The 23470-nt window shown below is 70.4% G+C and carries 22 protein-coding genes; 8 read left to right on the top strand and 14 right to left on the bottom strand.

What is annotated here, in order from left to right; translation table 11 throughout:
* The 3 genes from deoC to ACQEU8_RS13655 form a co-directional block, all read right to left on the bottom strand.
* Nucleotides 1–978, bottom strand: a complete 978-nt coding sequence (gene deoC / locus ACQEU8_RS13665; protein WP_433102365.1) for a deoxyribose-phosphate aldolase — start codon at nt 976–978, stop codon at nt 1–3.
* Nucleotides 979–1478: 500 nt separating this feature from the next.
* Complete coding sequence (locus ACQEU8_RS13660) at nt 1479–2036, bottom strand: GNAT family N-acetyltransferase (RefSeq protein WP_433100302.1); 558 nt, start codon at nt 2034–2036, stop codon at nt 1479–1481.
* Between the two features lie 57 nt (nt 2037–2093).
* On the bottom strand, nt 2094–3371 hold the full coding sequence (locus ACQEU8_RS13655; protein ID WP_433100300.1) for a hypothetical protein: 1278 nt from the start codon (nt 3369–3371) through the stop codon (nt 2094–2096).
* Nucleotides 3372–3587: 216 nt separating this feature from the next.
* Here ACQEU8_RS13655 and ACQEU8_RS13650 point away from each other — a divergent pair, with 216 nt between their 5' ends.
* The gene (locus tag ACQEU8_RS13650; RefSeq protein WP_433100298.1) at nt 3588–4049 is read left to right on the top strand and encodes an ATP-binding protein; all 462 of its coding nucleotides are present in this window, start codon (nt 3588–3590) and stop codon (nt 4047–4049) included.
* On the opposite strand, the gene ACQEU8_RS13645 is transcribed toward ACQEU8_RS13650, so the two are convergent.
* Both ACQEU8_RS13645 and ACQEU8_RS13640 read right to left on the bottom strand, forming a co-directional pair.
* Nucleotides 4010–4393: a helix-turn-helix domain-containing protein gene (locus ACQEU8_RS13645; protein WP_433100296.1), complete on the bottom strand. Its 384-nt coding sequence runs from the start codon at nt 4391–4393 to the stop codon at nt 4010–4012. The two genes, ACQEU8_RS13650 and ACQEU8_RS13645, sit on opposite strands and share 40 nt — an antisense overlap.
* Nucleotides 4394–4500: 107 nt before the next feature.
* Complete coding sequence (locus ACQEU8_RS13640) at nt 4501–5070, bottom strand: dihydrofolate reductase family protein (RefSeq protein ID WP_433100294.1); 570 nt, start codon at nt 5068–5070, stop codon at nt 4501–4503.
* Nucleotides 5071–5232: 162 nt separating this feature from the next.
* On the opposite strand from ACQEU8_RS13640, the gene ACQEU8_RS13635 reads away from it, so the two are divergent.
* Nucleotides 5233–5979: a PH domain-containing protein gene (locus ACQEU8_RS13635; protein WP_433100292.1), complete on the top strand. Its 747-nt coding sequence runs from the start codon at nt 5233–5235 to the stop codon at nt 5977–5979.
* Here ACQEU8_RS13635 and ACQEU8_RS13630 read toward each other — a convergent pair.
* The 4 genes from ACQEU8_RS13630 to ACQEU8_RS13615 all read right to left on the bottom strand — a co-directional run bounded on the left by ACQEU8_RS13630 (nt 5976) and on the right by ACQEU8_RS13615 (nt 10398).
* Nucleotides 5976–6836 carry an arylamine N-acetyltransferase family protein gene (locus ACQEU8_RS13630; protein WP_433100290.1) on the bottom strand — a complete coding sequence of 287 codons (861 nt, stop codon included), beginning with the start codon at nt 6834–6836 and terminating at the stop codon, nt 5976–5978. The genes ACQEU8_RS13635 and ACQEU8_RS13630 overlap by 4 nt on opposite strands.
* A gap of 144 nt (nt 6837–6980) precedes the next feature.
* Nucleotides 6981–8681: a phospho-sugar mutase gene (locus ACQEU8_RS13625; RefSeq protein WP_433100288.1), complete on the bottom strand. Its 1701-nt coding sequence runs from the start codon at nt 8679–8681 to the stop codon at nt 6981–6983.
* Between the two features lie 350 nt (nt 8682–9031).
* Nucleotides 9032–9853, bottom strand: coding sequence for a purine-nucleoside phosphorylase (locus ACQEU8_RS13620; RefSeq protein WP_433100286.1), 822 nt, complete (start codon nt 9851–9853; stop codon nt 9032–9034).
* Between the two features lie 107 nt (nt 9854–9960).
* A complete protein-coding gene (locus tag ACQEU8_RS13615; RefSeq protein ID WP_433100284.1) occupies nt 9961–10398 on the bottom strand; it encodes a gamma-glutamylcyclotransferase in 438 nt (145 codons plus the stop codon).
* A gap of 339 nt (nt 10399–10737) precedes the next feature.
* Here ACQEU8_RS13615 and ACQEU8_RS13610 point away from each other — a divergent pair, with 339 nt between their 5' ends.
* The 3 genes from ACQEU8_RS13610 to ACQEU8_RS13600 all read left to right on the top strand — a co-directional run bounded on the left by ACQEU8_RS13610 (nt 10738) and on the right by ACQEU8_RS13600 (nt 14533).
* On the top strand, nt 10738–12189 hold the full coding sequence (locus ACQEU8_RS13610; protein WP_433102363.1) for an NAD(P)H-quinone dehydrogenase: 1452 nt from the start codon (nt 10738–10740) through the stop codon (nt 12187–12189).
* A 161-nt stretch (nt 12190–12350) separates the two neighbouring features.
* Nucleotides 12351–13271, top strand: a complete 921-nt coding sequence (locus ACQEU8_RS13605; RefSeq protein ID WP_433100282.1) for a DeoR/GlpR family DNA-binding transcription regulator — start codon at nt 12351–12353, stop codon at nt 13269–13271.
* Nucleotides 13272–13375: 104 nt separating this feature from the next.
* Nucleotides 13376–14533 (top strand): CapA family protein, encoded by a 1158-nt coding sequence (locus ACQEU8_RS13600; protein ID WP_433100280.1) that lies wholly within the window; start codon nt 13376–13378, stop codon nt 14531–14533.
* A gap of 188 nt (nt 14534–14721) precedes the next feature.
* On the opposite strand, the gene ACQEU8_RS13595 is transcribed toward ACQEU8_RS13600, so the two are convergent.
* On the bottom strand, nt 14722–16506 hold the full coding sequence (locus ACQEU8_RS13595; protein ID WP_433100278.1) for a biotin carboxylase N-terminal domain-containing protein: 1785 nt from the start codon (nt 16504–16506) through the stop codon (nt 14722–14724).
* Nucleotides 16507–16952: 446 nt separating this feature from the next.
* On the opposite strand from ACQEU8_RS13595, the gene ACQEU8_RS13590 reads away from it, so the two are divergent.
* Nucleotides 16953–17426, top strand: coding sequence for a hypothetical protein (locus ACQEU8_RS13590; RefSeq protein ID WP_433100276.1), 474 nt, complete (start codon nt 16953–16955; stop codon nt 17424–17426).
* On the opposite strand, the gene ACQEU8_RS13585 is transcribed toward ACQEU8_RS13590, so the two are convergent.
* From ACQEU8_RS13585 to ACQEU8_RS13570, 4 genes are all read right to left on the bottom strand, one after another.
* Complete coding sequence (locus ACQEU8_RS13585; protein WP_433100274.1) at nt 17401–18021, bottom strand: Maf family protein; 621 nt, start codon at nt 18019–18021, stop codon at nt 17401–17403. The two genes, ACQEU8_RS13590 and ACQEU8_RS13585, sit on opposite strands and share 26 nt — an antisense overlap.
* An 87-nt stretch (nt 18022–18108) precedes the next feature.
* Nucleotides 18109–18246, bottom strand: coding sequence for a morphogenic membrane protein MmpB (mmpB, locus tag ACQEU8_RS13580; protein WP_209240091.1), 138 nt, complete (start codon nt 18244–18246; stop codon nt 18109–18111).
* Between the two features lie 88 nt (nt 18247–18334).
* Entirely contained in the window at nt 18335–18589 is a 255-nt protein-coding gene (locus tag ACQEU8_RS13575; RefSeq protein WP_433100272.1) for an acyl-CoA carboxylase subunit epsilon, read from the bottom strand.
* Nucleotides 18590–18599: 10 nt separating this feature from the next.
* Nucleotides 18600–20204 carry an acyl-CoA carboxylase subunit beta gene (locus tag ACQEU8_RS13570; RefSeq protein ID WP_433100270.1) on the bottom strand — a complete coding sequence of 535 codons (1605 nt, stop codon included), beginning with the start codon at nt 20202–20204 and terminating at the stop codon, nt 18600–18602.
* A 788-nt stretch (nt 20205–20992) separates the two neighbouring features.
* Between ACQEU8_RS13570 and ACQEU8_RS13565 the strand changes: the two genes are divergently transcribed.
* Nucleotides 20993–21841 carry a biotin--[acetyl-CoA-carboxylase] ligase gene (locus tag ACQEU8_RS13565; RefSeq protein WP_433100268.1) on the top strand — a complete coding sequence of 283 codons (849 nt, stop codon included), beginning with the start codon at nt 20993–20995 and terminating at the stop codon, nt 21839–21841.
* 165 nt (nt 21842–22006) lie between these two features.
* Nucleotides 22007–23461, top strand: a complete 1455-nt coding sequence (locus ACQEU8_RS13560) for an adenylate/guanylate cyclase domain-containing protein (protein WP_433100266.1) — start codon at nt 22007–22009, stop codon at nt 23459–23461.
* The last annotated feature ends 9 nt before the right edge of the window (nt 23462–23470 follow it).

Below are 23470 nucleotides of genomic sequence, written 5' to 3'. Positions count from 1 at the left end.
TCAATCCACCGTTACGTAGTCGGGACCGGAGTACCGCCCGGTCGAGAGCTTCTGACGCTGCATCAGCAGATCGTTCAGCAGACTGGAGGCACCGAACCGGAACCAGTCCGGGCTGAGCCAGTCGTCACCCAGCGTCTCGTTCACCATCACCAGATACTTGATCGCGTCCTTCGCCGTACGGATGCCCCCGGCGGGCTTCACCCCCACCTGGCGCCCGGTGGCAGCCCGGAAATCGCGGACGGCCTCCAGCATCAGCAACGTGTTCGACGGCGTCGCGTTGACGCTGACCTTGCCCGTCGACGTCTTGATGAAATCGGCCCCGGCGAGCATGGCCAGCCAGGAGGCCCGCCGGATGTTGTCGTAGGTGGCCAGCTCCCCGTTCTCGAAGATCACCTTCAGATGAGCACCCCCGCAGGCGGCCTTCACCTCCTGGATCTCCTCGAAGACCTGCATATAGCGCCCGGCCAGGAAAGCCCCCCGGTCGATCACCATGTCGATCTCGTCGGCCCCGGCAGCGACCGCATCCAGGGTGTCCGCCAGCTTGACCGACATCGCGGCCCGCCCGGACGGGAACGCGGTGGCCACGGACGCCACACTGATCCCGGCCGCCCCCAGCCCGGCCAGCGCCTGCTTGGCGACGGCCGCCATGTCCGGATACACACAGATGGCAGCAACCCGAGGCGTCGACCGGTCACCCGGATCGGGGTTCGCCCCCTTCGCGCACAGGGACCGCACCTTGCCCGGCGTATCGGCCCCCTCCAGCGTCGTCAGGTCGATCATCGAGATCGCCAGATCGAGCGCGTACGCCTTGGCGGTCGTCTTGATGGAACGGGTCCCCAGCGCACCGGCCCGGGCCTCCAGCCCGACCGCGTCGACACCCGGAAGCCCATGCAGAAAGCGACGGAGAGCGGCGTCGGAAGTCGCGACGTCGGAGAGGGAGCCCCTCCCCGCGTCGCGAGGGGCCGCATCAGTAGACATGCTCACCAGAGCACCATATCTACGCGCGTAGTGGCTGTCACCCCCATCTCCTGCCCGGCGTCAGCACTGCCCCCACGGGTCGCCGCCGGGGGCCGCACAACGCGCCCCGCACAACTCTCAAAAAAGAAGACGCCCACCCCCGGCCAACCACCCACCGGCGTGCCACGAGCGGAGCGAGAGTACGAAGCCGCAACTACAACGCGGCAGCAGCCAGCTCCCCCGCAACCCATACCGACCGGCTGGTCGGCTCACGAACCCCCACCCCACGACGGCGGCGGCACGGCGCGCAACCCAACGCAACCCGCACAGCACCGCCACCCACCGCAACCCACGACCCCTCCCCCCGTAGCCAGCCCCAAGGCGCGTTCGCACGAACCGAAAACCCGGCAACCAACGCCAAATTTACGCACCCCAGCGAATCCGCCACCCCTCACGGAGCCCCCGCATCTCCCTCCAGCCGGCGCCGCACTCCCTCCCGCCGGTACCGCACAAAGAACCGCTCACCGCAGAGCGAGCATCATCACGTCATGCACCTCCGCGCCCTCCCACGGCCGCGCCTCGCCGACCTTCCGATACCCCCACGCCCGATAAGCAGCGGCCGCCCCCTCACTCCCCGGATGAACATTCAGCAGCACCCGCTCGGCCTCGACCCCGTCGAGCAACGCGTCGTGCAGTCGCCGAGCGATGCCCTGTCTGCGCCACGGACCGCGTACGGCCAGCTCCATCAGTCCGAAAGTACGGTGCCCGTCCTCACGCCGCATCTCTTCGGACACCGGATCGATCAGCCGGCCCCACCACCCGGTGTCCGGCCCGAGCGGATACCCGTACGCCATGCCAACCGGCTCATGGCCGCCCCCAGCAGCCCCGCCGGCCCGTCCACCGTCGCCATCCGCCCAGGCCAGAGCCGCACGAAAGGTGCCCTTGCGCGTCTGGGAGCGGAAGCGTCGAAAGGTATCCGCCACATCATCGGCGGTCTCGTTGTAGGGCGGCTCCGCGAACGCCTCGGCGTACACCAGCCGGAACGCGTCCTCGGCCCGCGCGGCCGCGACCCCGTCCATACGCTCAACCGTGACGGCCGCCCCCGCCCCTTCCCGCTTCATGCGATGCCCCCTCGTTCATGCGATGCCTCCTCGGAAGGTCTCCCGAATACGTTCACCACACTCGCGGGCCGCGACACTTTCGACGCGAGCAGCGGCTACCTGAAACGCCCGGACCTTCCCCATCAAGCGTGCCGAGGAGATACGGCCGAGTGCGTCGAGAACCGCGCTCATCTCAGCGCATGCTTCATCGACTTCACCTGCTTCCAGGAGCACGTCGGCCAGCTTCACTCGGTACGAGGCACTGTTGCGGGCCAGGTCTTGCCCGATGCCACGTGCGGCGGCCCGCAGGAACGGCACGGCACGTTTCGGCTGCCCGGCGCGCACGTACAGGTCCGCCGTCGCGTAGTCGACCTCGAATCCACCGACAAAGCGCGCCCATTTGGGCACCTCGGTGTCCATGTCCACCCGCCCCTGGCGGCTTACGGCATGACTCAGCGCACGCCGCGCCGCGGATAGGTCTCCTGCGTGCGTGGCGACATTGGCGTCCCGCAGCGCAATCACCAGATGCACGGTGTGCCCGGCCCCCGCGCGCTTCGCAAGCCGAGCGGCGTGTTCGACCGCGCTTGCAGCCTCCCATAGCCGTTCGGCCTTGATCGCGAGAAGTACGAACGTCTCCAGTACTGAGACCTGGAGCAGCGGGTCATCGATGAGTTGAGCGGCCGAAAGGGCCTCCATGCAAGCGGTGCGTCCTTGGACAACACGTCCGCTGTCGTAGCCGTACCAGGCACGGTGGCCATGAAGCTCGGCGAGCATGATTTGCAGCTCGCGGCCGATGTGGTTTGTGTACGAGGCAGCTGAGAGCCTGTCCGTGAGCTGTCTCTCGATGCAGTTCGCCTGCGCCATGGCAGGCGCGCTGCCCGCTGCATGGTCCGTCTGATACAGACCGTCGAGGCTCGCGCGCAGTCGCGCGACGTCGGGCGTGCCCACCCACGGACCCCTCCGGGAAGTTACGAGGGCGGTGGTGGCAAGCGCCCCGGCGTCGGCGACGAACCTTCTCCGCTTCACCTCTTCAGGGTGGCTGATCGGTGCCGAGACCGTCACGCGGTGACGCGGGACGGCAAAGCCCATCTCAGCGAGGGGCACTCCGAACAGCGCTTCCAGTACGGCCTGCTGGCCCGGGTGGGGTAGCGGCGGGGGAGTCTCGCGTTCCCAGCGGCGGAGCTGGCGAATGCTCACTGAAGCGGCGATTCCAATGCGTGCTGCTTCCTCCGCAAACGCATTGATGAAGGAACCCTGCGTGTAACCGGCGGCCTGCCGTAACCGCGCCAGCTTGCTCATGTACGTGCTCGCCATGCGTCTCCTTACGGTCGCGCTCCGCTTTCTCAGCGTAGTGAATCGGTTACTCACGGGGAGACGAAAACGTCCGCCGAAATGTCCGGCCGTTCGTTGCCCATCGTGCTCGTCGCGCCGGTGCACTGGTGCCACGCCACTTCAACCAGCGGCCTTTCCGGAACTGTGCGGCGCCCTGCGTCGGACATCTCTCGACGCTGAGCCGCTCGAAGGAGACACATGCGCACATCACTTGTACCGACCACCACGACACTGCCGGGTACACCCCGCGCCGCGGCAGCTGCACGTGCGTACACGCGGCGAGCCGTTGCTCGTCACGCCCCCGCCATGCCCATGGACCGCATCGACGACCTGTGCCTCGTCGTCTCGGAGTTGGTGACCAACGCGATCCGATACGGCACGGAACCGGGCGACAAGCTCGCACTCAAGGTCGTTCTCAGCGCCGACCGCGCCCGCATCGAGGTGCACGACCCCGTACGTCGCCGACCACGGCCTCGACCGGAGTCATGTGATCGCACCAGCGGACGCGGCCTGTTGGTCGTCGCGGCGCTCGCCGAATCCTGGGGTACCGACGATCGCCCCCTGGGCAAGATCGTCTGGGCCGAGCTCGCATGGGCGACGCCCCCGAACCAGGCCATTGCTCAGCGGGACGCTGCTCTCACTCGTTCCCACCAGCGGTGATGGACAAGATTGACGGCGGCGGTCAGGTGTGAACGGCAGGCAATTCTGCATGCCACTCCGCCACCGGCACACAGCAAGGTGCTAGTGCTGGCGGTTGTCGTTGGGCACTGCGCTGCAACGCTCAAGAGCGGGTGGCCGACCAGATCGCAACAGCTCTGGCCGTCGATTCGAATGTCTGCATCGGACGGGGATGTGCGGCCGTGCTCGATGCGCGAGCACTTCGACTCATGCCATCCGGCAAGTCCGGCCAGAGCCTGCGCGGTGAGTCCGGCGTCCTTACGGATCTCCCGCAGGCGTTGGCCGAGGGGCTGTCGGGCCCCTGCGACGTTGGACGACGACGGCAACGCTGGAGTCTCAGCCCTTCCTGACCGGGCGATACTCCGTGTGCGGAACCGCCCGCTGCCACACCGCCTCGAAAGCGGATCCGCACAGTTCGGCCAGCAGTCGGCCCTCAAGCGTGGGCGCCGCTGTCGTCGCCCGTCGCCGGGCCGTAGACCAGGTGAGCCACGCCGCCTTCGAATCGTTCGCAGGTGGTGAGGGAGAGCTTCTGTGCGGGGGTGTCCTCGGGGAAGAGACGCTGGCCCTTGCCGAGGGTGACCGGGTACATGAACAGGTGCAGTTCGTCGACGAGTTGGTCGGCGAGCAGTGCGCGTACCAGGGCGGCGCTGCCGCTGACGTAGATGCCCTGAGTGCTGTTCTTCAGGTCGCGAACGGCCTTCGGGTCGTACGGGCCGAGGATCGTCGTGTTGTTCCAGTCGGCCTTCTCCAGCGTCGAGGAGACGACGTATTTGGCCGTCTCGTTGAAGAAGGGCGCTCCGGGGTCGTCCTCCGCGGTACGGGTCGACCACGCGGGCGCGAACATCTCGTAGGTGTTGCGGCCCAGCAGGATGGCGTCGGCGGAAGCCGTGAGTCCGCCGACGGCCTCCATCATCTCCGCACCGAACGGGTAGTCAGCCGTCCAGCTCGGGGACTCGATGACACCGTCGAGGCTGATGAACTCGTGCACCTTGAGGCTTCCCATGGTCTTCTTCTCCGTATCGGTAGGCTCGTCGGCTTCTTGGTCGTACTGAGTCGTACTGATGTGTTGACCGGCGCCGGACGGAAACTCATCGCTTCCCCGGAACTCTTCTTCGATGCCGTACCGCAATGTCCGTCATCCGGACGGTCCGGCACAATCGTTCGCATGAGGAGCGAGGACAAGGATCAGGGCGACGAGGCCGGAAGCGGGGCCGGGAGCGGAGACGACGGCGGAGCCGGAAGCGGGGGCGGGGACGAAGCCGCGAGCGGGGCCGTGAGCGACGGGCAGGAGTACCCCGACCGGGTGTACCGCTCGCCCGCCGGGATGGCGGGCGGCATCGTCCTGCTGGCCATCGGCCTGTGGCTGTCGATCGACGCGATCGTCGGCGGCGAGGGCCGCACACCGTGGCTCGCGCTCGCCGGGCTGCTGTTCGCCGTACCGCTCGTCGTCGCCTTCACCCTGCGCCCCGCCGTGTTCGCGGGGGAGCGGCGGATCCGGGTGCGCAACCCCTTCCGGACGATCGAGGCGCCGTGGGGTGCCGTGGAGACGGTACGCGCCGGGTACTCCAGCGAGGTCGTCGCGGACGGCAGGAAGTACCAGCTGTGGGCCATCCCCGTCTCGCTGCGGGCCCGCAAGAAGGCGACCCGGCACAACGAGCGGATCGCCTCGGGCCGGCCGCCCGTCGCCGGGCCCGGTGGGCTGTTCGGCGGTCGCGGCGTGCCGGATGTCGTCCCGGACGAGTCCGAGAAGCGGGCTCCCTCCGACCAGTCCGTCGACGAACTCCGCGAGTTGCTGGAGGCCCACGGGGGGAAGGAGGAGGCCCAGGGTGAGGTTGCCGTCCGCTGGTCCTTCGAGGTCATCGCCCCCGCCGCGGTCGGCGCTGTGCTCCTCGCGGTCCTGCTGGTGGTCTAGCCGTCCCGCTGCTGGTCCTGTTCGACCCGTTGGACCACCAGTTCCGCCTCCTTCTGCGAGAGCTCCACGCCGAAGGTGTCCCACAGCAGCTTGGGCAGCTCGTTCGGTTCGACGACGCGCGTCTCGTCAGGTCCCGCGCCGGCCGCGGCGGCAGTCGCGGAGGTCGTCGTCCAGGTGAGGCCGTCCAGCTGATCGGTGCGGTCGGGTCGGATGCGCTGGAGGAAGGGGCGGCGGTTGAAGGGGGAGTGGCCGCTGGTGGCGATGAAGTGGTTGCCGAGCTCGTAGTCCACCGGATACTGCGGGTTCTCCGTGAAGTTGTGCCGCACCAGCCAGCCGCCCCGGCCGTCCGGCTCGTGCAGCGCCCAGCCGTCCGCGCCCGGCGTGATCTCCGTACGGCGCAGCAGGAAAGGACGGCCCTCGATCGTCACCTCGTTGCCGTCCACCAGCTCGATCGGGGCGAGCGGGCTGCTGCCGAAGCCGACGTCGCTCAGCCAGCGCCGCCCGTCGATGTCGACCAGCAGCATCGCGTGCGTCGCCGGCAGGATCTTCTCCGCGCCCATCTGCACCCGCCCGCTCACCGCGGTGAAGCGGAAGCCCAGCCGCTCCAGGGCGGCCGCGTAGAGCGTGACGTGCTCGTAGCAGTAACCGCCCCGGCCGCGGTGGACGAGCTTGGCCTGCAGATCCGCCAGGTCGAGCGAGACCGACCGGTAGAGATAGCTGTCCAGATTGTCCCAGCGCACCGACAGCACATGCGCGCGGTGCAGCGCACGCGACGTCTCCAGGGTGGGTACGCGCTCCCCCTGGTACCCCAGCCGTGCAAGATACGCCTCAAGATCGAGCTGCTCACCGTGCCACATGGTCGTCGGTCTCCCGCCTGAAGTTCCGCGAGGGCGTTCGTCTGCCTGCTCGGGAAACTCACGCGGCGGGGGCGGCTATTCCGCTCTCCCGCACAACAGCGGAACAGCGGAACAGCCGCCCCCGGGGCCCGCGGCCTCCGGGGCTCAGAGCCCCGTGACCCGCTTCAGATCGGCCTTGATCCGCTCCAGCACCCCCGCCGCCCGCTCCCGCGCAGCGGCGAGCCCAGCCGCCTCCCCGACCGGGACGACGACCTCCAGATAGCACTTGAGCTTGGGCTCCGTACCGCTGGGCCGGACGATGACCCGGCCGCCCTCGACGCCGTCCGTACCGGCCAGCTGATAGCGCAGCCCGTCCGTCGGCGGAAGATCCTCGCTCCCCCGGCTCAGATCGTCGGCCTGCGCCACGGCCAGCCCGCCCAGGGCGGCCGGCGGCTCGGCGCGCAGCCGCCGCATCCCGGAGGCGATCAGCGACAGGTCGGCCACCCGCACCGACAGCTGGTCCGTCGCGTGGACGCCGTACTCGACGTCGAGGTCGTCCAGCAGATCCGTCAGCGTGCGCCCGGCCTGCTTCAGCTCGGCGGCCAGCTCGGCGACGAGCAGCGCCGCCGTGATGCCGTCCTTGTCGCGTACGCCCTCCGGGTCGACGCAGTAGCCCAGCGCCTCCTCGTAGCCGTACCGCAGGCCATCCACCCGGGCCAGCCACTTGAAGCCGGTCAGCGTCTCGGCGTACGGCAGCTTCGCGGCCTCGGCGATCCGGGAGAGCAGCGAGGAGGAGACGATGGTCGTCGCGAAGGTCCCCTTGGCGTGCTTGCGGATCAGATGGGTGGCCAGCAGCACGCCGACCTGGTCGCCGCGCAGCATCCGCCAGCCGTCCGCGGCAGCCGGGTCCGGTACGGCGACGCCGCAGCGGTCCGCGTCCGGGTCGTTCGCGATGATCACGTCAGGACGCTCACCGTGCTCGTCCTCCCAGGCGCGCGCGGTCGCGAACGCGCGGTCCATCGCGCCGGGCTCCTCCGGATTGGGGAACGCCACGGTGGAGAAGTCGGGGTCCGGCTCGGCCTGTTCCGGCACCGGGACAGGGGCGGGGAAGCCCGCACGCTCGAAGGCGAGCTGCGCCGTACGGTGGCCGACGCCGTGCATCGCGGTGTGGACGACCCGGACCTCGCGCGGCGAGCCCTCGGTGAGGACGGCGCCGGTACGCGCGAGGTAGGCGTTCAGTACGTCGTCGCCGAGCACCTGCCGGCCCGAGTCGGGGCGGGGCACGCCGGCGAGCGGTCCGACGGATGCGATCTCGTGGGCGATCTCCCCGTCCGCGGGTGGCACGATCTGCAGGCCGTCGTCCAGGTAGACCTTGTAGCCGTTGTCGCGCGGCGGATTGTGGCTGGCGGTGACCATGATCCCGGCGGCAGCGCCCAGGTGCCGTACGGCGAACGCCAGTACGGGCGTGGGCAGCGGCTCGGGCAGCGTCGCCGCGCGCAGCCCCGCACCGACCATGACGGCCGCGGTGTCCCGTGCGAAGTCGGCGCTCTTGTGCCGCGCGTCGTACCCGATCACGACCAGCGGCCGGTCACCGTCCGCTGTACGGGCGCGCAGATACGCGGCGATCCCGGCCGCCGCGCGGATGACGACGGCGCGGTTCATCCGCATCGGGCCCGCGCCCAGCTCACCGCGGAGTCCGGCCGTGCCGAACTGGAGGGTGCCGGAGAACCGGTCCCGCAGCTCGGCCAGATCCCGGGCCTCGACCAGCTTGGCGAGCTCCTCGCGGGTCTCCGGGTCAGGGTCCTCGGCCAGCCAGTCACGGGCCCGGGCGAGCAGCGCGTCGTCGTCCCGCAGACCGTCGCTCATCGGGACTCCTCCGCGGATTGCCGACCCACTTGGTCGCCGCAGCTTGTAGGATCGACCCACCTGGTCGGGGCGGTAGCCAAGCTTCGTCCCGGTCTACCGTCGGGCCGGCGGGAAGTCAGGTCTGTGGAGCTTGAGTAAGACCGATGGTTGGCACACCAACCCTCGCCGTTGATTCGGGTCGGCAACGGGCTGCGAAGCAGAAAACTCGAGCCGCGAGGCTTGAATCCCTCTGCTTCAGCTGGGGGAGAGGTCAACTTCTTGGTCCTGCCTTTCCGGTGGTCTCAAGAGCCGATGGAGTCAGTGGGCAGCCCCTCAGGCTGCCCACGGGCGGCCTCTGGCCGTAGCGGGGCTCAGAGCCGGTTCAGCACCTCGCCGAGCAGCGATCCCATGCGTACCGCCGAGTCGCGGCCCGCCTGGAGGACCTCCTCGTGGTTGAGGGGCTCGCCCGTCATCCCGGCGGCCAGGTTGGTCACCAGGGAGACGCCGAGCACCTCGGCCCCGGCCTCACGTGCGGCGATGGCCTCCAGGACGGTGGACATGCCGACCAGGTCTCCGCCGATCGTGCGGACGAAACCGATCTCGGCCGGGGTCTCGTAGTGCGGCCCGGGGAACTGGACGTAGACGCCCTCTTCCAGCGTCGGGTCGATCTCCTTGCAGAGCGCGCGCAGCCGCGGCGAGTACAGATCGGTCAGGTCGACGAAGTTGGCGCCGACGATGGGGGAGGTGGCGGTGAGATTGATGTGGTCACTGATGAGGACCGGCTGACCAGGACGCATGCCCGGCCGCAGCCCGCCGCAGCCGTTGGTGAGGACGATGGTCTTGCAGCCCGCCGCCACGGCCGTACGTACCCCGTGCGCGACGGCCGCGACACCGCGGCCCTCGTACGCGTGCGTACGGCCGAGGAAGACGAGCGCGCGCTTGTCGCCCACCCGGTGCGAGCGGATCTTGCCAGCGTGGCCGGCGGCGGTCGGAGGCGGGAACCCCGGCAGCTCGGTCACCGCGAGCTCATGGTCGGCCACCCCGAGCGTGTCGGCCGCCGGCACCCAGCCCGAGCCCATGACGAGGGCCACATCGTGGCTGTCCTCGCCGGTCAGGGCCCGCAGCTTGGCGGCGGCCTCCTCGGCGGAGCGGTAGGGGTCGTCGGCGATGTGCGTAGTGGCAGAAGCGTTCACGCGACGAGGGTAGCCCGTTATCGCCTACGCGCGTAGACGTGGGACGCAACTCATCTCCAAGTCCGGACGAACACACGGCCGAAACCGGCGCGGGACGGTGTTTTCCGCTAGCAGGGCCGCTTACGGAGCTCCATGACGTAGTCGTGCGGCGCCCCCGCCGACTCCGCCGCGTCCGCGATGTCCCCCAGATAGCGGGCCGAGGGCAGACCGCCCTCGTAGCCGTTGAGGACGAAGCACCACGCGGGCTCCTCGCCTTCCAGCGTCTGCACCCGCACCCGCATCCGCCGGTATATGTCCAGGCCGACGCCCTCCCACCGGTCCACGGAGTCCTCGTCCATCGGCGCGATGTCGTACAGCGCCACAAAGGTCTGGCAACGCGGCGCCTCCACGATCGTGGCCAGCGCCCCGTCCCACCCCATGTGCTCCCCTCCGAAGGTGAGCCGCCAGTCCGTGAGCCAGCCGGTGCCCCGCAGCGGAGAGTGCGGCGCACGGCGGGCCATCAGACGGGCGTCGAGATTGCCGGCGTACGCGGCGTAGAGCGACATCCCCCGAGCCTAACGGCCCCAAAAGAGAGGGTCCCGCCCCTCCACCACCCCAGATATGGGCACCACCGGCAGCCAAAGGGCAGCAGCCACGAAGCGGACAGCTCTTACGTCAGTAGAGCCCGAAAGTGCGGAAGGGGGGTCCTAGGGGGGCGAAGCCCACCTAGCTGGGGGCCGTTGGGGGGCGGAGCCCCCCGACACGACCACTCGGCGCCAGCCGAAAACACAAGGGGGCGTGCCCCCACAACCCAAAGCGGCGGCCAAGGGCCGAGCCCGCAAAAAGGCCGCCCCTCCCGCAGGGAGGGAGCCCCACCGCGCGGCCCTCACGACGGGTGCGGGACAATAGGCCATGTGACTCGGATCGTGATCATCGGCGGCGGCCCCGGCGGATACGAAGCAGCCCTGGTGGCAGCACAACTCGGCGCGGAAGTCTCCGTCGTCGACTGCGACGGCCTGGGCGGCGCCTCGGTCCTCACCGACTGCGTACCGTCCAAGACACTCATCGCCACCGCCGAGGTGATGACCAACTTCGACTCCTCCTACGAGGAGCTCGGCATCCGGGTCGAGGACACCACCCACGACCCGGACGACCCGGCCCGCGTGGTCGGCGTCGACATCGGCAAGGTCAACCGCCGTGTCAAACGCCTCGCCCTCGCCCAGTCGCACGACATCACGGCCGCGGTCACCCGCGCCGGCGGCCGCGTCGTCCGCGGCCGCGGCCGCCTCGAACCCGGCCAGGCGACCGACGGCTCCCGCGTCGTCACCGTCACGGCGGCGGACGGCAGCCAGGAGCAGCTCACCGCGGACGCCGTACTGATCGCCACCGGCGGCCACCCGCGGGAGATCCCCGACGCCCGCCCGGACGGTGAGCGCATCCTGAACTGGACGCAGCTCTACGACCTCCAGGAACAGCCCGAGGAACTGATCGTCATCGGCTCCGGCGTCACCGGCGCCGAGTTCGCGGGCGCCTACCAGGCGCTGGGCTCGCAGGTCACCCTGGTCTCCTCCCGCGACCGGGTGCTCCCCGGCGAGGACCCGGACGCGGCAGCGGTCCTGGAGGACGTCTTCCGGCGCCGCGGGATGAACGTGATGAGCCGCTCCCGTGCTGCCTCCGCCAAGCTCACGGACGACGACCGCGTCGAGGTCACCCTCCAGGACGGCCGTACGATCACCGGCACGCACTGCCTGGTGGCGGTCGGCGCCATTCCGAACACCGCGGACATGGGCCTGGAGGAGGCCGGGGTCCGGCTCAAGGAGTCGGGCCACATCTGGACCGACAAGGTCTCCCGCACCTCGGCACCCGGCGTCTACGCCGCGGGCGACTGCACCGGCGTCCTCGCGCTCGCCTCCGTGGCGGCCATGCAGGGCCGGATCGCGATGTACCACTTCCTCGGCGACACGGTGAACCCGCTCGATCTCAAGACGGTCTCCGCGAACGTCTTCACCGACCCGGAGATCGCGACCGTCGGCTACACCCAGGCGGACGTCGACAACGGCGCCATCGAGGCCCGTGTCGTCAAGCTGCCGCTGCTGCGCAATCCGCGGGCGAAGATGCAGGGCATCAGGGACGGTTTCGTGAAGCTGTTCTGCCGCCCCGGCACCGGGATCGTCGTCGGAGGTGTGGTTGTCGCACCACGGGCCAGCGAGCTGATCCATCCGATCTCGATCGCCGTTGACAACAATCTGACCGTCGAGCAGATCGCGAACACGTTCACCGTGTACCCCTCGCTCACCGGCTCGATCGCCGAGGTCGCCCGCCAGCTGCACACCCGCAAGCTGACCGAACTGCACTAGGGCCTGCCCGGCGGCCTTGTCCCAAACGATCCCCTATACCACGTTCGGCGCCGCTGTACGAACAACTTCTGTTAATCGGCGCATAGCGCTGAAAGCAGACGGTCGTTGGCGTTACTGTCAGTTTCGTGTTCGCTGCGGAACGTCGTCAATTGATCCTTGAAATGGTGCGAGCCAACGGAGCTGTCTCGCTCCGCGAGCTCGCCCGCGTCGTCCAGACCTCTGAGGTGACCGTGCGCCGTGACGTACGGGCGCTGGAGGCCGAAGGACTCCTCGACCGCCGTCACGGCGGGGCCGTGCTGCCGGGGGGCTTCACCCGGGAGTCCGGTTTCCCCCAGAAATCCCACCTGGCCACCGCGGAGAAGACGGCCATCGCCGACCTCGCCGCGGGTCTCGTCTCGGAGGGCGAGGCCGTCGTCGTCGGAGCCGGTACGACGACCCAGGAGCTCGCGCGACGGCTCGCCAGAGTGCCGGGCCTGACCGTCGTCACCAACTCGCTGCTGGTGGCGCAGGCGTTGGCGCACGCCAATCGTGTCGAAGTGGTGATGACCGGAGGCACCCTGCGTGGCTCCAACTACGCGCTGGTCGGCAGCGGTGCCGAGCAGTCCCTCCAGGGGCTGCGCGTCTCCCGCGCCTTCCTGTCCGGCAGCGGGCTGACGGCCGAGCGCGGGCTGTCCACCTCCAACATGCTCTCCGCGAGCGTGGACCGGGCGCTGGTGCAGGCGGCCGGCGAGGTGGTCGTCCTCGCCGACCACACCAAGCTGGGGACCGACACCATGTTCCAGACGGTGCCCACCGATGTGATCACCCGGCTGGTGACGGACGAACCGCCTGCCCACGACGACCGTGCGGAGACCGAGTTGCAGGCCCTCGCCGACCGCGGCGTCCAAGTCGCCGTCGCCGGGACCTCGCCGGCCTCCGCCTCCCACGAGAGGGGGCGCTCCGAGGTCCCCATGCCCACCCCGCGCCGGGCCGCCTCCCAGGGCGGGGGCCCGAACCAGGGCGGGGGCACCCCTCCCGCCCATCTGCGGTCGGCCCCCGCGGGCCCGCCCCGGGTGGCGGATCTGGCACCCCGACGCCGCTAGCGGGGGCGCCGACCCCGGGCTCCCGCGAGGCTCCCGCACGGCGACGCCCTCGCGGGAGCCCGCGCGAGTAGCAGCGGACGAGAGGGCTCCACTACCGTGGAGACGTGTCCGGGAACGCGGTGACGCTTGCCCTGACCGGCGACGTCATGCTGGGGCGCGGCGTCGACCAGATCCTGCCGCACCCCGGCGATCCCGTGCTGCGCGAGCCGTGCGTACGGGACGCGGGGAGCTACGTAGAGCTCGCGGAGGCGGCGAACGGGCCGGTGCCGTGCCCGGCCGAGTTCGCCTGGCCCTGGGGCGAAGCGCTGCGCACCCTCGACGGACTGGCCCCCGCCGCGCGGGTCTGCAACCTGGAGACCAGCGTCACGCGCAGCGGCGACTTCGCCCCGTGCAAGGACGTCCACTACCGGATGAACCCCGCGAACGTGTCTGCTCTCGGCGTCGCCCGGCCCGATGTGACCGTACTGGCCAACAACCATGTGCTCGACTTCGGCGTGCGCGGCCTGCTGGAAACGCTCGACACCCTGGCGGCGGCCGGACTGCGGACGGCCGGCGCGGGCCGGAACGCGACCGAGGCCAGGGCGCCCGCCATCGTCCCGCTCGACGGGTCAGCCGGCGGCCGGTTGCTCGTCGTCTCGATGGGGTCGCCGTCCAGCGGAATTCCCCGGCACTGGGCCGCGACGGGCAAGCGGCCGGGCGTGCACGTGGTACGGGAGTCCTCCTTGGCGGACGCGGAGGAAGTCGCCCGCCGGGTGGGCGAGTTGAAACGCCCGGGCGACGTGGCCATCGCCTCGGTCCACTGGGGCTCGAACTGGGGCTACGACGTACCTCCCGAACAGGTACGTTCCGCGCACGCGCTGATCGACGGCGGCCTGAACCTCGTCCACGGCCACTCCTCGCACCACCCGCGCCCCGTCGAGCTCTACCGGGACAGGCTCGTCCTCTACGGCTGCGGGGACTTCATCGACGACTACGAGGGCATCGGCGGGTACGGCGCGTACCGCGACGATCTGCGGCTGCTGTACATGGTCACGCTCGATACGGGGACCGGTCTTACCGCCGAGGTGCGGTTGTTTCCCTTCCAGGCGCGCCGCGTGCGGCTGTTGCCCGCGTCGCCCGCGGACACCGAGTGGCTGCGCGTCACCTTGGACCGGGTCAGCGCGCCATTCGGAGCCCGCGTCGAGACGGACCCGCCCGGGGTTCTCACGGTGCGGGCCCGCACCGATTCCCGTCGCAACGGCGCTCAGCCACGATGCATGTGATCGGCGGTGCCGAACCCACCGGCTGGGGTGGGTTCGGCACCTCCCCCAGCCTCCGGCCGGGAGGTGCCCCCATCACGTTCGTTCCTCGTCTCGCCGTCGCGGCGGAAAAAAGGACCGCGGCGGGAAGGGAGAAGCGGCGCGAAAAAGGACAGCCGCGGGAAGAAGGGAGCCGCGAAGAAGCTGAGGCTTCAGTCCTTGATCTCGCAGATGACGGCGCCCGAGGTCACGGAGGCGCCGATCTCCGCACGGAGATCCTTCACGGTGCCGGCGCGGTGCGCGTTCAGCGGCTGCTCCATCTTCATCGCCTCCAGGACGATGATGAGTTCGCCCTCCTCGACCTGCTGGCCCTCCTCGACGGCGACCTTGACGATGGTGCCCTGCATCGGGGAGGCGAGGGCGTCGCCGGAGACGGCGGTGCCGGACTTCTTGGCGGCCTTCCGGCGCGGCTTGCGGGCGCCGCCCTCGACGGCGGCACGCGCCAGCGGCATGCCCAGCGAGGAGGGGAGGGAGACCTCCAGCCGCTTGCCGCCGACCTCGACGACGACGGTCTCGCGTCCCGCGCCCTCGTCCTCCTCGGCCTCACCGGGGGCGGGCGCCGCGAACGGCTTGATGTCGTTGACGAACTCCGTCTCGATCCACCGGGTGTGGACATCGAACGGCTCGCCCTCGCGGCCGCTTACCTCAGGGGCGAAGGCCGAGTCCCGTACCACCGTGCGGTGGAAGGGGATCGCGGTGGCCATACCGGTCACCTCGAACTCGTCCAGCGCCCGGGCAGCGCGCTCCAGGGCCTGCTTGCGGGTGGAGCCGGTGACGATGAGCTTGGCGAGCAGCGAGTCCCACGCCGGGCCGATCACCGAGCCGGACTCGACGCCCGCGTCGAGCCGGACGCCGGGACCGGTGGGCGGGGCGAAGGTGGTGACGGTGCCGGGCGCCGGGAGGAAGTTGCGGCCAGGGTCCTCGCCGTTGATACGGAACTCGAAGGAGTGACCGCGCAGCGGGGGGTCGTCGTAGCCGAGCTCTTCACCGTCGGCGATCCGGAACATCTCGCGGACCAGGTCGATGCCGGTGACCTCTTCGGTCACCGGGTGCTCGACCTGGAGGCGGGTGTTGACCTCCAGGAAGGAGATGGTGCCGTCCTGGCCGACGAGGAACTCGCAGGTGCCCGCGCCCTCGTAGCCGGCCTCGCGCAGGATGGCCTTGGACGCGCGGTACAGCTCGGCGTTCTGCTCGTCCGTCAGATACGGCGCCGGGGCCTCCTCGACCAGCTTCTGGTGGCGGCGCTGGAGGGAGCAGTCGCGGGTGGAGACGACGACCACGTTGCCGTGCTTGTCGGCCAGGCACTGGGTCTCCACGTGCCGGGGCCGGTCCAGATAGCGCTCGACGAAGCACTCGCCGCGGCCGAAGGCGGCCACGGCCTCGCGCACTGCCGAGTCGTACAGCTCGGGGACCTCCTCCAGCGTGCGGGCGACCTTCAGGCCGCGTCCGCCGCCGCCGAAGGCGGCCTTGATGGCGATGGGCAGGCCGTGCTCCTCGGCGAAGGTGACGACCTCTTCCGCGCCGGAGACCGGGTCCTTGGTGCCCGCGACGAGGGGGGCGCCCGCGCGCTGTGCGATGTGCCGGGCCGCGACCTTGTCGCCCAGGTCGCGGATGGCCTGCGGGGGCGGGCCGATCCAGTTGAGGCCCGCGTCGATGACGGCCTGCGCGAACTCGGCGTTCTCGGAGAGGAATCCGTACCCGGGGTGTACGGCGTCCGCGCCCGAATCGGCGGCGGCCTTCAGCACCTTGGCGACATCCAGGTAGCTCGCCGCCGGGGTGTCACCGCCCAGGGCGAATGCCTCGTCGGCCACGCGGACGTGCAACGCGTCCCGGTCCGGCTCGGCATAGACGGCGACGCTCGCGATTCCCGCATCCCGGCACGCGCGGGCGACGCGGACGGCGATTTCGCCGCGGTTGGCGATGAGCACCTTGCGCACGATGGCTCCCTCCTTGAAACAAGCTGAGTTTAGGTACAGGCGACACCTGACGCCGAGCCGCCAAGGGGGGTGAGCTTGCCCACACGGAGTGTCACCCGCGGGTCGCGCAGAACCGGATCTCCCCTCGTTGTCCCACGGTACGCCGCATTCGGTGCGGGATCGCCCGCCTCAGGCATGTGGGCTAGCTCTCTGTTGGAGTCGTGAGCCTTGAGGGTTCGTCTTTGTGGAATCCCTACGACTGAGAGGGAGAAATTTTGCTTTGCGTCGTTTCCCTTGCCCCGGCTTGTACCCGTGAGTAGCGTTCGCCCTGCCAAGAGCACGTACCTGGAGTAACGCACAACACGTACCAGCGAGCAGCAGAGCGGCAACGCGATCGCGTCGGCGGGCGGGTGGCCAAGTGGCGGCTCGCGCACCGCAGATGCGCGGCGACGGAAGAGGTGGGCTGAGTGGCAGGGCGCAGACGGGCGGTGGCCGCGGTGACCGCGTTGGTGCTGACGATGGAAGCAGCCCTGCTCGTGGGGCTGAACCTCTTCCTGGGCAAGGTGGCCGACGCCCAGCAGATGTCCCTGGCGGGCATCGACCCGCGTGCCATGACGGTTTCGGCGGTCATCGGCGCCGTACTCGTCGGCGGCTATGTGCTCGGCTGCGCGCTGATCCTCGTCCGTACGGCGATCCGTGATGTGCCGCCGCGCGGTTTTCTGCGGATCGTGCTGATCAGCTGCGCGGTGGTGCACGGGGTGCTCGGTGCCTTCTGTGTCGGCCTGGTCGGCTGGGCGGCCTTCGTGGTGATGATGGCCGTGCTCGGCCTGATCGTCTGGTCGTTGACCTGGTACGGCGAGGCCATGGAACAGCCCGCCGACCGCGCCGCCGGCCGGCCCGTCGACGGGTCGGGGATCAGCGCGGAGCCCACAGGTCCGTGATGGCGACGCCCAGGTCGCGCAGCAACTTGCGCAGCGTGGGCAGGGACAGGCCCAGCACATTGCCGTGGTCGCCCTCGATGCCGTCGACGAATGGGCCCGAGCGGCCGTCCAGCGTGAACGCGCCCGCCACATGCAGCGGTTCGCCGCTGGCGACATAGGCCGCGATCTCCTCGTCCGTCGGCTCACCGAAGTGCACCGTCGTGGACGCCGTCACCGAGCGGGTGTTGTCCTGCGAGCGCGCGTCCGTACGCGTATCGATGACGCAGTGCCCGGTGTGCAGGACGCCGGAGCGGCCCCGCATGTCCTTCCAGCGCGCCGTCGCCTCCTCGGCGTCCGCCGGCTTGCCCAGCGGGCGCCCGTCCAGCTCCAGCACCGAGTCACAGCCGACGATCAGCGCGCCCGCCACCCCGGGCCGCCCGGCCACCGCAGTCGCCTTCGCCTCGGCCAGCACCCTGGCCAGCGCGGAGGGGGTCGGTGCGCTGAGCGCGTCCTCGTCCACGCCGCTGACGACCACCTCGGGGGCCATCCCTGCCTGCCGGAGCAGCGCGAGACGGGCAGGAGAAGCTGAGGCCAGTACGAGACGCGGTGAGTCCATACCGCCATCGTAGGGAGTGGCGCGGGCCCGCGAGATGGGTGCCCTGTGCTGCGGCTGACACCCGCCGCTGATGAGCGCCCGAGCCGCTTACGAGTACGCGACCGACAGGAGCAGCAGCATCACCACCCCGGTGACCACTAAGAGCACCCAGCCCAGGCGGTGCATCTGCTCCTGGGTCCTGCTCAGTTCCGGCGGCGGCTCGTCTCGGGGGTCGGACCACAGCATGCGCCCATGGTCGTCGCGGGCGCAGACCCGCGCCTGAGTACGCGTACTCAGGCGCGGGGCGTCGGCGTGCGCCGTGCGCGGGAATCGGTCAGCCGGGCCAGAACGTACGGCGCCAGGCACCGGGGCCCGGCATCGGCAGCGGGCCCGGCACGGTGCGGGCCGGGTCGGACCAGGCGCTCGGCGCGGGCCGCTCCGGCTCCCCGGCCGCAACGGCCGAAGCACGGATCCGCACCACCGCCAGCGCCGCCGCCAGCTCCTCGGGCGTCGGGTTGCCCCGTACGACCCGGATGGGCGGCTCGGCGGGTGCGGCGCCCGGCGCCGTTTCGATGGACTCCGTCGTCATCGCGGCCTCCTCACAGCGGGATGTTGCCGTGCTTCTTCGGCGGGAGCTGTTCCCGCTTGGTGCGCAGTGTGCGCAGGCCGCGGATGATGTGGCGGCGGGTCTCCGCCGGACGGATCACCGCGTCCACATAGCCGCGCTCGGCCGCCACATACGGGTTGAGCAGCGCGTCCTCGTACTCCTGGGTGAGCTGAGCACGCAGCTCCTCGGTCTCCTCGGGGGTACCGGCGGCGGCCAGCTTCTTGCGGTGCAGGATGTTGACCGCGCCCTGCGCGCCCATCACGGCGATCTGCGCGGTCGGCCAGGCGAAGTTCAGATCAGCGCCCAGGTGCTTGGAGCCCATGACGTCGTACGCGCCGCCGAACGCCTTCCGCGTGATCACCGTGATCAGCGGCACCGTCGCCTCCGCGTACGCGTAGATCAGCTTGGCGCCGCGCCGGATGATCCCGTCGTACTCCTGGTCCGTACCGGGCAGGAAGCCCGGCACGTCCACGAACGTGAGCACCGGAATATTGAAGGCGTCGCAGGTACGGACGAAACGCGCCGCCTTCTCGCTCGCGTCGATGTTGAGACAGCCCGCGAACTGGAGCGGCTGGTTGGCCACCACGCCCACCGACTGCCCCTCGATGCGGCCGAAGCCGGTGACGATGTTCGGCGCGAACAGCGCCTGCGTCTCCAGGAACTCGCCGTCGTCCAGCACATGTTCGATGACGCCGTGCATGTCGTACGGCTGGTTCGCCGAGTCCGGGATGAGGACGTCCAGCTCCCGGTCCTCCTCGGATGTCTCCAGATCCGCCTCCTCCGGGAAGGCCGGCGGCTCGGAGAGGTTGTTGGACGGCAGATACGACAGCAGCGCCTTGACGTACTCGATGGCGTCCTTCTCGTCCCCCGCCATATGGTGCGCCACGCCTGAGGTCGCGTTGTGCGTACGGGCGCCGCCCAGCTCCTCGAAGCCGACGTCCTCGCCGGTGACCGTCTTGATCACATCCGGGCCCGTGATGAACATGTGCGACGTCTGGTCGACCATCACCGTGAAGTCGGTGATCGCCGGTGAGTAGACCGCGCCGCCCGCGCACGGGCCGAGGATGAGGCTGATCTGAGGGATCACGCCGGAGGCGTGGGTGTTCCGGCGGAAGATCTCCGCGAACAGCCCGAGCGCCGCCACGCCCTCCTGGATCCGGGCGCCACCGCCGTCGTTGATACCCACGACGGGACAGCCGGTCTTCAGCGCGAAGTCCATGACCTTCACGATCTTCTCGCCGTAGACCTCGCCGAGGGCGCCGCCGAAGATGGTGAAGTCCTGCGAGAAGACGCAGACGGGGCGGCCGTCGACGGTGCCGTAGCCGGTGACGACGCCGTCCCCGTACGGGCGGTTCTTCTCCAGCCCGAAGTTGGTCGAACGGTGCCGTGCGAACTCGTCCAGCTCGGTGAACGAACCCTCGTCGAGGAGCAGCGCGATGCGCTTACGCGCGGTCAGCTTGCCCTTGGCGTGTTGCTTTTCCACTGCTCGTTCGGAGCCCGCATGGACGGCTTCCTTGGTGCGGCGCTCGAAATCCGCGAGTTTGCCCGCGGTGGTGTGGATGTCGAGGTCGTCGATGTCGGGGCTGGGCGAGGACATCGCGGGGGGCTCCTTACCGTCGCGGGTTGGCTACCGACCCGTAGGGTATCGGCGACCTGCCCATTTGCGGAGTGCGGTGTTGAACACATCGCGTGGGTGGGTGGGGGTGGGCGGGTGGGGGAGGTGGTGGGTTGAGGGTTGGGCGGGCTTGAGGGCCCCACCCTGGGCCCCCTCCTGTGTTGGGGGCGCTGCCCCCAAACCCCCGGTCCTCGCCGGACGGGCGTTGGGGCGGCTCCGCCCCCCAACTGCCCCCCGCTACGGGGGCTCCGCCCCCCTAGGAGCCCCCCCGACCCCATGCCTCCGTCTGGACAATTTGTCCTCCGCCCCTGGTCCAGGACTATTCGCTGCGGGTGGCGCCCATATCTGGGGTGGTTGAGAGCGGCCATTGCTCCAGCCCCAGATATGGGCGCCACCCGCAGACAAAAGGCAGCAACTCGCAGGCGGACGGCTCTTACGTCAATGGCTTCCGCGATTGCGGAAGGGGGGTCCTAGGGGGGCGAAGCCCACCTAGCGGGGGGCCGTTGGGGGGCGGAGCCCCCCGACACGACCTGTCGGCGGCAGCCGAAGACGAAAGGGGGCGTGCCCCCACAAGCCAGCCGGCCAGGCGGCAGGAGGGGGGAGCCGCCCCCAACCCCCACCCACCCACCCCAGGCCACCACGAACCCCCACCCACCCACGCCACCACCACCCCCTCCCACCCCAGCCCCCCACCCACCAGAGCCCTCTCACGCGGCGGCTCACCCGGCGCGTGCCCTCACAGGCGATGGGCCCACCCATAGCCTGGCGGTATGACTCCCAATCGCTGGTCCGATCTCGACCGCCCCCCACTCAACGAGGCGGCCCTCCGCAAAGCCCTGCTCGGCGAGAGCTCGCTGTGGACCGACCTGGACGTGGTCGAATCCATCGGCTCGACCAACACAGAGCTCGCCGCCCGCGCGGCTCGCGGCGAAGCCGCACCCGGCGCGGTCCTCGTCGCCGAGGAGCAGACGGCCGGCAAAGGCCGTCTGGACCGCTCATGGACGGCCCCACCCCGCTCCGGCCTCTTCTTCTCGGCGCTGCTCCGCCCGGAGGTCCCCCCGCACCGCTGGGGCTGGCTGCCCCTGCTCGGCGGGGTGGCCGCGGCGGGCGCCCTGGCCCGTTCGGCGGGCGTCGACACCGGCCTGAAGTGGCCCAACGACGTGCTGACCACCGGCAAGGGCGGCGAACGCAAGATCGGCGGCATCCTCGCCGAACGCGTCGGCGAGGACTCCGTCGTCCTCGGCATCGGCCTCAACGTCACCCTCCGCGAGGACGAGCTGCCCGTACCGACCGCGGGGTCGCTGGCCCTCGCGGGAGCCCAGGGCACCGACCGGGACCCGCTGCTGCGTGCGGTGCTGCGTGCGGTGGAGGACTGGTACGGCCGCTGGACGGAGGCCGACGGCGACCCGGCGGCCGGCGCGCTGCTGGACGCGTACGCGGCGGGATGCGTGACGCTCGGCAGGACCGTACGGGCGATGCTGCCCGGCGGGGACGAGCTGGTGGGGGAGGCTGTCGCGGTCGACGGCGACGGGCGGTTGCTCATCGCTTCGGAACAGGGCGTACAGCATCCGATCGCTGCCGGTGACATCGTCCATCTGCGCCCCGCAGCTGGAGAGTGAGGTAGCGCACAACTGCCGTATGGTGGGCAATCGGCGGTGACATCGGGTGCCATCAGGCAGCGGTGTCCCGGCCCGGAGCAGGTTGAGCAAGAGGAACGGAAGGGCTGTGCGCAGGGACGACGCGAGGCCGAGACACCACGCCGCGGAGGGTGCGGGGAGCCCGCGGTGACCGTGGACGAACCGGGCATGCCCGAACGCAGAGCGGCTTCCTCCCCGGACCTTCGGCCGGGAGGCGCCCCCGGGTCCTCGACGGCCCCGGGCGCCTCCGACGCCGCCGAGACCGACGACCGCGGAGCACACGGCCCCGCCACCCAGGAGCCCCCCGAACCGACCCCGGCCGGGGGTGCCGCCTCGGCGGATGGAGCGGCGGACGGATCGGCGTCGGGGGACAGCACCGCCGATGCAGCCTCGGCCGCGTCCGCCAACGCCGCGTCCGGCGATGGAGCCTCCGCCGCGTCTGCCTCCGCCGCATCCGCCGATTCAGCGTCCGCCGCGTCCGCCCCGGCCGCCGGGCCGGCGCCCGGCCAGTCGGCGGCGTCCGGCGACGGGGGCATCGGGGGCCCCTTCCGGGACGGCGCTGCGGGGGACCCGGACGACGAGCCCGATCCCAGTGCGCTGCGGATCGAGGAGCTCATCCTCGGCTCCGAACGGCAGTACACGCCGTTCCAGGCCGCCCGCGCCGCCGGGGTCTCCATGGAGCTGGCGTCCAGGTTCTGGCGGGCGATGGGGTTCGCCGACGTGGGGCAGGCCCGTGCGCTGACCGAGGCCGATGTGCTGGCGCTGCGGCGGCTGTCGGGTCTGGTGGAGGCGGGGCTGCTGAGCGAGACGATGGCGGTGCAGGTGGCCCGGTCGACGGGGCAGACCACTGCGCGGCTCGCGGACTGGCAGATCGACTCGTTCCTGATGGGGCTGACCGAGCCGCCCGAGCCGGGGATGACCCGTAACGAAGTCACCTTTCCGCTGGTGCAGTTGCTGCTGCCCGAGCTGGAGGAGTTCCTGGTCTATGTGTGGCGCCGCCAGCTGGCCGCCGCCACGGGCCGGGTCGTACAGGCGCAGGACGACGAGGAGATGGTCAACCGGCGGCAGGCCATCGGCTTCGCCGACCTGGTGGGCTTCACCCGGCTGACGCGGCGGCTGGAGGACGAGGAACTGGGCGAGCTGGTCGAGGCGTTCGAGACCACCTCCGCGGATCTGGTCGCCGCGCACGGCGGGCGGCTGATCAAGGCGCTCGGGGACGAGATCCTCTACGTCGCCGAGGACGCGAGCACGGCGGCGGAGATCGGGCTGCGGCTGATCGAGACGATGGCGAACGACGAGACGATGCCCGAGCTGCGGGTCGGCATCGCGTTCGGCACGATGACGACCCGGATGGGCGACGTCTTCGGCAACACGGTCAACCTCGCCAGCCGGCTCACCTCGATAGCGCCCAAGGACACGGTGCTGGTGGACGGCGCCTTCCGCGCCGAGCTGACCGCCTCCGGTGCGGCGCCGGAGTCGGAGAAGGAGAGCGAGGACCTGTCCGGGTACCGGTTCGCCCTCCAGCCCCTCTACCAGCGGCCCGTGCGTGGCCTGGGCGTGGTGGAGCCGTGGCTGCTGCGGCGCCGTACCCAAGAGAGTTAACCGTCGTTA

This window comes from Streptomyces sp. CA-250714, from assembly GCF_050936705.1.
Classification (GTDB): Bacteria; Actinomycetota; Actinomycetes; order Streptomycetales; family Streptomycetaceae; genus Streptomyces.
This window is presented reverse-complemented; position numbering and strand designations above follow the sequence as displayed.